The sequence below is a fragment of the Myxococcus sp. CA039A genome (assembly GCF_013336645.1).
In the GTDB taxonomy this organism is placed as follows: Bacteria; Myxococcota; Myxococcia; order Myxococcales; family Myxococcaceae; genus Myxococcus; species Myxococcus llanfairpwllgwyngyllgogerychwyrndrobwllllantysiliogogogochensis.
In genome coordinates this window covers 11,720-20,616 of sequence record NZ_JABUMQ010000002.1, presented here as the reverse complement: position 1 = coordinate 20,616, position 8,897 = coordinate 11,720, and the positions used below count along the sequence as shown (strand labels likewise).

The following is an 8,897-nucleotide window of genomic DNA, read 5'->3' as shown; positions in this document are numbered from 1 at the left end:
GGGGTGTGGAGCTCGTCCGGGCTGATTGCGGCCGGCGGCTTAATAACAGGCGAGGCCGACAATCGCGGGCCTCAACGACTACCCACATGCATCTTCATTCCCAGCGTGAAAGTGGAAGGACGACTGATCCACTCTCAGCAAGAAATCGAGACTCAGGCCCTACCGAACAAGCCTTTGAGCCATCGCACGAAGCCTCGCGACTTCGCGCTCACCAAGGCCGGTACCGCGTGGACGTTGGATTGCGGCGCGGCTGTGACCTTCGGAGGAGCGATTCGTGGGGCCGAGGTAGTTGTCACGCCCGCAGGAGCCCTCATCGGCGCCGGACTGGCGGTGCCTGTTCCCGTCGTGCTCACGGTGCGCGTCGGCGTGGAGCCCGTCGCCTGTGCCGCGGCGGCCGTTCCTTCGGCGTCCAACTGGGCGAGCTTCGCCTTCACGGCGTCGGGCGTGTCGCGCGTGGAGAAGGTGCTCGTCACCTCGCGCCCGGAGGAGGACTCGCGCGCGGTGACCTTCAACAGTGACTCGTTGTTCACCTCGAACGTCACGGACACCTGCACGGCGCCACGCGGGAGCTTGGGCAGTCCCGCGAGCTTCAGCGTGCCCAGGTACTCGTTGTCGGACGCCTTGTCGGAGTCGCCCTGGAACACGGTGAGCTCCAGCTCCGTCTGGCCGTCGCGGTGCGTGGAGAGGGTGTAGCTCTTGGTGGAGGGCAGCGAGGTGTTGCGCTCCAGCACGGGCTTGAAGCGTCCACCGGGCAGGCCCACGCCAATGGCCATGGGGAGCACGTCGATGAGCACCACGCCTTCCAGCTGCCCCAGGCTGTGCGCCAGGAGCGCGGCCCCCAGGGCCACCGCTTCGTCGGGGTGGACGCCCTTGCTCGGAGGCTTGCCGAAGAAGCGGGTGATCTTCTCGTGCACCAGCGGGAAGCGACTCTGGCCTCCGACGAGGATGACCTCGTCGATGTCCTTGGGGCCCAGGTTCTTCACCCGGAGGACCTCCTCGCAGACCTGGACGGTGCGGTCGACGAGGCCCTCGGTGAGTTCGATGAGCTTCTGCCGCGTGAGCGTGACGTCCAGGTCGTACGGCTTGTCCTCGATCATCGTGACGAAGGCCACATGCACCCGCATCTCCGAGCGCTCCGACAGCGCGCACTTCGCGCGCTCCGCCGCGTCGTTGATGCGCTGCATGGCCACCCGGTCGCCCTGGAAGGCCCGGCCCGTCTTCTTCTGAAACTCCTCCAGCAGGTACGCGACGATGGCGTTGTCGAAGTCGATGCCACCCAGGAAGGTGTCGCCGCCGGTGGAGATGACCTCGTAGACGTTGTCGGCCAGCTCCAGCACGGACGCGTCGAACGTGCCACCGCCCAGGTCGTACACCAGCACGCGCTGGTTGAGCTTGCGGCCGTAGCCGTACGCGAGCGCCGCGGCGGTGGGCTCGTTGAGGATGCGCTCGACGTAGAGCCCCGCGAGCTTGCCGGCCTCGCGCACCGCGTGGCGCTGGTTGTCGTTGTAGTACGCCGGGACGGTGATGACGGCGCGGGACACGGGCTGGCCCAGCTGGTTCTGGGCGACTTCGCGCACCTCGCGCAGGATGAGCGCGGAGATCTGCTGGAGCGTGTAGACGCGGTCCGACAGCTTCACGCCCGCGTCACCGTTCTCTCCCGCGGTGATCTCGTAGTGGAACTTGTCCTTGATGGACCCGACGATGGCGGACTCGTACGCGCGCCCCACCAGGCGCTTGGCGCCGTACACCGTGTGCCGGGGGTTGGTGAGCATCTGCCCCTTGGCGGGGTGGCCCACCACCAGCTTGCCGCGCGTGTTGACGGCGATGATGGAGGGCACCGTGTTGTGGCCCTCGCGGCTGTTGAGCACCCCGGGCTTGCCGTTGCGCACATAGGCGGCACACGAGTTCGTCGTGCCCAGGTCGATGCCAATCACCACACCCGCGCGCTTGGGCTCCGCCGTGTTCAGGTCCAACGCCGCGTCCGACATCATCGTCGCGGGCACCGGGGCGACTCCGCCCGGAGGGGGGGCGACCTGGGCGGCGACGACCTGGGGATTCGCCTGCCGTGGCGGAGGTGGGACGGTGTAGTCCGGAGCACCCACGCCCGTGGGGACCGGGGGCGCGTCCGACTGGGCGTGGGGCAGGGCGGCGACCGCCGAGTCGAGGAAGCGGCGCGTCTGGGGGTCCATCCCCAGGAAGCGCAGGCCCATGCCCACCACGCCCTGGCCTCCCTGCCCGGTGACGAAGTGGACCACGGCCTGCGCGTGGATGAGCCGCTCGCCGCTCGCCAGCCGAAGGTCCAGCGTGACGGCCGTCCCCGGAGGCTTCACCGCGCGAGCGCGCAGGTAGATGCCACCCCGGGTGACGTTGCCGCCGTACTTCGCCAGGAACTCCTCCGGCGTCGCGAATGGCAGCTTCACGACCAACCCGACCGCCGCCTGATTCGATTCCGTCAAAGCCCGGTTCCTGAGACGTGAGTGAAAAGCCCGGTCGGATTATCGCTTGAAGTGCGAGTGAACGGGCGTCAAAAAGTCCACCCTTCCAGGTTGCGTGGGGACAACGTACCTCGTATGGAACCGCACCCTCGGGGCGCTGGTGCCTCGTGGGCCCTTCGCCCCGGGAGCGCCGCCCATGTTGAACCCCGAGATCCGGCTCGCACTCACCTTCGATGACGTCCTCCTGGTGCCCGCCGAAAGTTCGGTTGTCCCCAAGGATGCGGACCTGTCGACCCGCCTCACGCGCAACCTTCGCCTGAACATCCCGCTCCTGTCGGCGGCGATGGACACGGTGACGGAGTCGCGCACCGCCATCGCCATGGCGCAAGAGGGCGGCATCGGTGTCATCCACAAGAACATGACCCCCGAGCAGCAGGCGCTCGAGGTGACCAAGGTCAAGAAGTTCGAAAGTGGAATGGTGGTGGACCCCGTCACCATCGACCCCGAGGCCCCGCTGGGCCGCGCCATCGAGCTGATGCGGCACCATGGCGTGTCGGGCATCCCCGTGGTGAAGGGGCGTCGCCTGGTCGGCATCGTCACCAGCCGCGACGTGCGCTTCGAGACCAACCTCACGCAGAAGGTCGAAGCGGTGATGACGCGCAAGCTCGTCACCGGCCGCGAGGGCATCATCCAGGGGGATGCGCAGAAGCTGCTGCACGAGCACCGCATCGAAAAGCTGCTCATCGTCAACGACGACTTCGAGCTTCGCGGCCTCATCACCATCAAGGACATCGAGAAGCGCAGGACGAACCCGAACGCGGCCAAGGACGGCAAGGGGCGCCTCCTGTGCGCCGCCGCCGTGGGCGTGTCTCCGGACCGCGAGGCGCGCATCGACGCGCTGGTGAAGGCGGGCGTGGACGTCATCGTCGTCGACACCGCGCACGGCCACTCCAAGGGCGTGGTGGACGGGGTGCGGGACACGCGCAAGAACTTCAAGGGCTTCGAGCTCATCGCCGGCAACGTCGCCACCGCCGAGGCCACCCGCGCGCTCATCCAGGCGGGCGTGGACGCGGTGAAGGTGGGCATCGGCCCCGGCTCCATCTGCACCACCCGCGTCGTCGCCGGCGTGGGCGTGCCGCAAGTCACCGCGGTGGATGACTGCTGCCGCGAGGCGGAGAAGCACGACATCCCCATCATCTCGGATGGCGGCATCAAGTACTCGGGCGACATCGTCAAGGCGCTCGCGGCCGGCGCCAGCACGGTGATGATCGGCTCGCTCTTCGCCGGCACCGAGGAGGCCCCCGGGGACGTCATCCTGTACCAGGGCCGCAGCTACAAGAGCTACCGGGGCATGGGCAGCCTGGGCGCGATGAAGCAGGGCGCCAAGGACCGCTACTTCCAGTCGGACGTGGACGCGGTGAAGCTCGTTCCCGAGGGCATCGAAGGCCGGGTGCCGTACAAGGGCACGCTCGCGATGAACGTCCACCAGATGCTGGGCGGCATCCGCAGCGGCATGGGCTACGTGGGCTGCGGCACCATCGACGAGCTGCGCAAGAACGCGACCTTCGTGCGCATCACCTCGGCGGGCCTCAAGGAGAGCCACGTCCACGACGTCATCATCACCGAGGAAGCCCCCAACTACCGCGTGGAGTAGGCGCCAGGACGGGCGGCTCCTGGAACGAAAAGAGGGCCCACGCCAGGCGGCGGGGCCCTCGGTTGTTTCGGCCGGGAAGGCGGCTACTTGCGGCCCTTGCGACCGCCGGAGCCGGAGTCGTCGGAGGACGGCGACGCGGCGGAGATCTTCCCCTCGGCGCCGGCCACGCGGCTGAGCAGGGCGTCCTTGTCGTCGGGCTCCAGCGTTTCAATGGCCTGGCGCAGGGTGTTGAAGTCGAGCCGGGCGATGGTGACGGTGTTGCCGCCCTTGATCTCCTGCACGGTGGGCACCATCACCAGCTCGCGCATGTAGGTCTCGAACTCCACCTTCACGTCGGCCGTCTGCTGGATGCAGGTGTCCCGTGCATTGACGATCTGCTGGCTGCCCTCGCGGTAGCTCAGGTCCGGGTTGCGGTTCATCGCCTCCTCGAACGTGGTGGTCCGCTTGCGCAGCGAGGAGTACAGCTCGATGTAGTCGACGAGGCGGTCCGTCTCGGGGCGATTGACGTTGCGGGCCTTGCCCAGTGCGTCGGTGGTGTCGTCACAGGTGAGCTTCTGGAGATCGGAGACCCCTGGCGTGTCTTTGACAGCCAGGTTCTGGGTCTCGCGGTCCAGTCGCTCGTCGGAGGAGATTTCCTTCACGCATCCAGAGGCGGAGAGGAACAAGAGGGTCGCAGCAGTGGAAGCGGACAGGCGGCGGAGCATCCGGACCTCGAACAATTGAGGGGACTTGGGCGTTGCTTTCCGGAAGTTTGTAGCGATAAGGGCCCCCAGCCGTCAACGACGCCCCTTGGAGAACCTCCGGTGGACCTGCACGCCGAGAAGATCCTGATCCTCGATTTCGGGAGTCAGTACACCCAGCTCATCGCCCGGAGGGTGCGCGAACTGGGCGTTTATTGCGAAATCCACCGCCCGGACCTCCCGGCGGAGGATATCCGCCGCTATGCCCCCCGGGGCATCATCCTCTCCGGAGGCCCGGCGTCCGTGGAGGCGCCTGGTTCCCCCCGGTGTGACCCGTTCGTCTTCGAGGCGGGCGTGCCCGTCCTCGGCATCTGCTACGGCCTCCAGCTCACCGCCAAGCTCCTGGGCGGGCGCATTGACCGGGGCGCACACCGTGAGTTCGGCAACGCGGAGGTCGAGGTCCTGGCGCCCCGCGGGCCCTTCTCGGAGTTCAAACCCGGAGACCGGGTCCAGGTGTGGATGAGCCACGGAGACCGGGTGGAGGAGCTTCCGCCCGGTTTCGAGGCCATTGGTCGCAGTGGCAATTCGCCCTTCGCTGCGGCGGCCCACCAGACCAAGCCCTTCTACGGCCTCCAGTTCCACCCGGAAGTCGTACATACCCCGCAAGGCAAGGCCATGCTGCGCGCCTTCCTCTTCAACGACTGCAAGGTGAGCGGCTCGTGGACGATGAAGGGCTTCATCGACGAGGCGGTGGCCACCATCCGCCGCCAGGTGGGTGAGCAGGGTCGGGTCATCTGCGCGCTGTCCGGCGGCGTGGACAGCTCCGTGGCCGCGCTGCTGCTCCACCGCGCCATCGGCCCCCGGCTCCAGTGCATCTTCGTGGACAACGGGGTGCTGCGGCAGGGGGAGCGCGCCCAGGTGGAGGGGCTCTTCGTGGACCGCTTCCACGTCCCGCTGAAGACGGTGGATGCGCGGGCCCGGTTCCTGGACGCGCTGGCCGGCGTGACGGACCCGGAGAAGAAGCGGAAGATCATCGGCCGCGAGTTCATCGCCGTGTTCGAGGAGGCCTCGCGCGACATCCAGGACGCCGGGTTCCTGGCACAGGGCACGCTGTACCCGGACGTCATCGAGTCCGTCTCGTACAAGGGCCCCTCCGTCACCATCAAGAGCCACCACAACGTGGGCGGCCTGCCGGAGACGATGAAGCTCAAGCTGGTGGAGCCGCTGCGCGAGCTGTTCAAGGACGAGGTCCGCGCCCTGGGCCGCGAGCTGGGGCTGCCCGAGGACATGGTGAACCGCCAGCCGTTCCCCGGTCCCGGCCTGGCCATCCGAGTGCTGGGTGAAGTCACGGAAGCCCGCCTGGAGCTGGTGCGCCGCGCGGACGCCATCGTCCAGGAGGAGATTCGCGCCGCGGGGCTCTACAAGGAGCTGTGGCAGGCCTTCGCCGTGCTGCTGCCCGTGCAGAGCGTGGGCGTCATGGGCGACGAGCGCACCTACGAGTCCACCTGCGTGCTGCGCGCCGTCACCAGCGTGGACGGCATGACCGCGGACTGGGCCCGGCTGCCGTACCCCGTGCTGGAGCGCATCTCCACGCGCATCACCAACGAGGTGCGTGGCATCAACCGCGTCGCCTACGACGTGTCCTCCAAGCCCCCGGCCACCATCGAGTGGGAGTGAGCCGGGAGTAGGGTGCCCGCTGGAAACGCGAAAGAGGCTGCCTGGCGAACGTGCCCAGGCAGCCTCTTCGTGCTTCAGGGGTCCGGGGGTTGAGCCCGGGCCCCTTCAGGCGGGGTGAATCACCCGGCCGGCTTCGTGGGGACCGAGGGAATCTTGGTGCTGCCCGGACGCAGCTCCTCGAGCACCCGGGTGGCGCCGTAGATCTTCTTCAGCGACTCGATGATGGCGTCGCTGTGCACGGCCACGGTGCGGTTGACGGACTCGTCGAAGCCGTACTCACCGCCCAGGGACTGGATGTTGCCGTCGAACACCAGGCCGACGATCTCCGCGTCCTTGTTGATCATCGGGGAACCGGAGTTGCCGCCGATGATGTCGTTGCTGGTGACCAGGTTCATCGCCGTGGCGCCGTCGAGCAGCTTCTCCGACTTCAGCCAGGAAGGCGGAAGGGCGAAGGGCTCCTCGCCCGTGGCGTGCTCGAACGTCCCGGCCATCTGGGTGACGGGCTCCACCTTCTTGCCGTCCTCCAAGTAGCCCTTCACCGAGCCGTAGGACAGGCGCAGGCTGAACGTCGCGTCCGGGTACTGGTTGGTGCCGTAGGCCTCGAACTTCGCCTTGGCGACCAGCTCCGCGTTCTTCTTGATGACCGCGTCGATGTTCTCCTCGTAGTTCTTGCGGACCGCGCGGCCATCCGCGTCGAGCGCGAGGGCCAGCTGGATCATCGGGTCCTTCGAAGCGGCAATCGCCGCCTTGCCGCCGTCGAGCAGGCCCTTGCGCACGGCCACGTCACAGACCTTGGAGCCCTTCACGTCCTTGAGGACGCAGAGCTTGGAGCCCTTGACCAGCCGGGCCGCCAGCTTCTCGGGGGACTCCTTGCCCAGGACCTTCTTGACGAACGGGTGGTTGGAGCCGAGCTCCTCGCGCATCTTCGTCAGGCCGAATGACAGGCGCATGATCTCCAGCTCCGGGTAGATGGGCGCCGGGCTGAGCAGCCCGGCCGTGAGGGCCGGCACGTTGGCCTGGTTGAACTCACGCAGGCGCTGGCCGTTCTCCTTGGGGAGCTCCTCGGAGGCGCGCACCAGCGTCTTGGCGATGCTGTACAGGCTGGAGGACAGGCCGTTGCCCTGCTCGACGAAGGCCAGGTCCTTGCGGACGTTGACGAGCTGGCCCTGCGCCTTGGCGATCTCATCCCACGCCGCGCCGTACTTCTTCTTCATCTCCGGGTTGGCGTCGACCTTCTTGCGCAGCTCCTGCTCGGCGGCGACCTTCTGGCCGAAGAACTTCTTGTCCTGCAGCGCCTCCAGGCGGCCCTTGGTCGCCTTCAGGCCGTTCTCCACGCCGAAGAGCAGGTTGTTGGAGATGCGCTTCTGCTCGGGGCCGCGCTTCTGGAACTCCGTCACCATGCCGCGCACTTCGGACATCATGAAGAGCATCTTCGGCATGGCCACGTCGCGCTGGTACTCCAGCTCCGCGATGGTCAGCCCGCGCGAGGTGCGGCCGGGGTGGCCGGACACGAAGGTGAGGTCACCCTCCTTGGCGCTCTTCTCGGACCACTTGAAGAAGTTCTCCGTCTTGGCCGGCTTGCCGTCCTGGTAGACGCGCAGGAACGTCACGTCCAGGTCCCACCGGGGGAACTCGAAGTTGTCCGGGTCGCCGCCGAAGAAGGCGATGGCGTGCTCGGGGGCCATCACCAGGCGCACGTCCTGGAAGCGGCGGTACTTGTAGAGGTTGTACTTGCCGCCCTGGTACAGGGTGACGACGTCGCAGCGCACCTTGGCGTCGCCCGCGGAGCACGCCTGCTCCAGCTCGGACATCTTCGCCTTCAGGGCGTCGCTATAAGGCTTGCCGGACAGCCCCGCGGTCGCCTTGTTCAGCGTCTCGGTGACGTCGGTGATCTGCTCCAGCTGGTTGATCTCCATCGCCGGGCACTGCGTCTCCTCGGCTTCGGTCTTCGCGTAGAAGCCGTTGGCGATGTAGTCCTTCTTGGCGCCGGAGAGCTGCTCGATACAGCCGCGAGCACAGTGGTGATTCGTCATCACCAGGCCGTTGGCGGACACAAAGCTGGCGGAGCAGCCGCCCGCGAGACGCGCGGAGGACAGGCGGGCCTTGTCGAGCCACTCCTGCGAAGGCTCGAAGCCGTACTTCTCCTTCACCTTCGCGGACGGGAAGTTGTTGTACGTCCACATGCCTTCGTCGGCCAGCGCGGGGGCGGCGCCGACAAGGGTGGCAATCAGGAACAACCGTTTCATTGGACAGGTCCTTTCCAGGGCCGGGGGTGTCGCGGTTCTGCGGTAACCCACTGCCTCGGTCAACCGGGAAAAAAGCTGGGAAGAATTCCCAACCCCTGGAACATCCAGGCGGCCTGGGGATTCCTCGTCAGTGCGAGGAGTCCTACGAGATGTCGCTGCCCGTGATTGCACGATTCGAGCGGATGACCGCTCCCCAGGGTTGGCT

Annotated in this window: 5 protein-coding genes; 2 read left to right on the top strand and 3 right to left on the bottom strand. The window is 67.3% G+C overall.

The window, feature by feature from the left end; genetic code table 11:
- Positions 1-152: 152 nt before the first annotated feature.
- Complete coding sequence (locus HR086_RS00480) at positions 153-2,456, bottom strand: TIGR02266 family protein (RefSeq protein WP_174455527.1); 2,304 nt, start codon at positions 2,454-2,456, stop codon at positions 153-155.
- Between the two features lie 175 nt (positions 2,457-2,631).
- Between HR086_RS00480 and guaB the strand changes: the two genes are divergently transcribed.
- Positions 2,632-4,089, top strand: a complete 1,458-nt coding sequence (guaB, locus tag HR086_RS00475; protein WP_141641090.1) for an IMP dehydrogenase — start codon at positions 2,632-2,634, stop codon at positions 4,087-4,089.
- Positions 4,090-4,172: 83 nt separating this feature from the next.
- Here the strand turns inward: guaB and HR086_RS00470 are convergent, their stop codons facing one another.
- Positions 4,173-4,793, bottom strand: a complete 621-nt coding sequence (locus tag HR086_RS00470) for a hypothetical protein (protein ID WP_174464523.1) — start codon at positions 4,791-4,793, stop codon at positions 4,173-4,175.
- Between the two features lie 99 nt (positions 4,794-4,892).
- Between HR086_RS00470 and guaA the strand changes: the two genes are divergently transcribed.
- Entirely contained in the window at positions 4,893-6,446 is a 1,554-nt protein-coding gene (guaA, locus tag HR086_RS00465; protein WP_141641088.1) for a glutamine-hydrolyzing GMP synthase, read from the top strand.
- 119 nt (positions 6,447-6,565) lie between these two features.
- Here guaA and HR086_RS00460 read toward each other — a convergent pair whose 3' ends face one another.
- Positions 6,566-8,692, bottom strand: coding sequence for a S46 family peptidase (locus HR086_RS00460; protein ID WP_174464522.1), 2,127 nt, complete (start codon positions 8,690-8,692; stop codon positions 6,566-6,568).
- Positions 8,693-8,897: the final 205 nt, after the last annotated feature.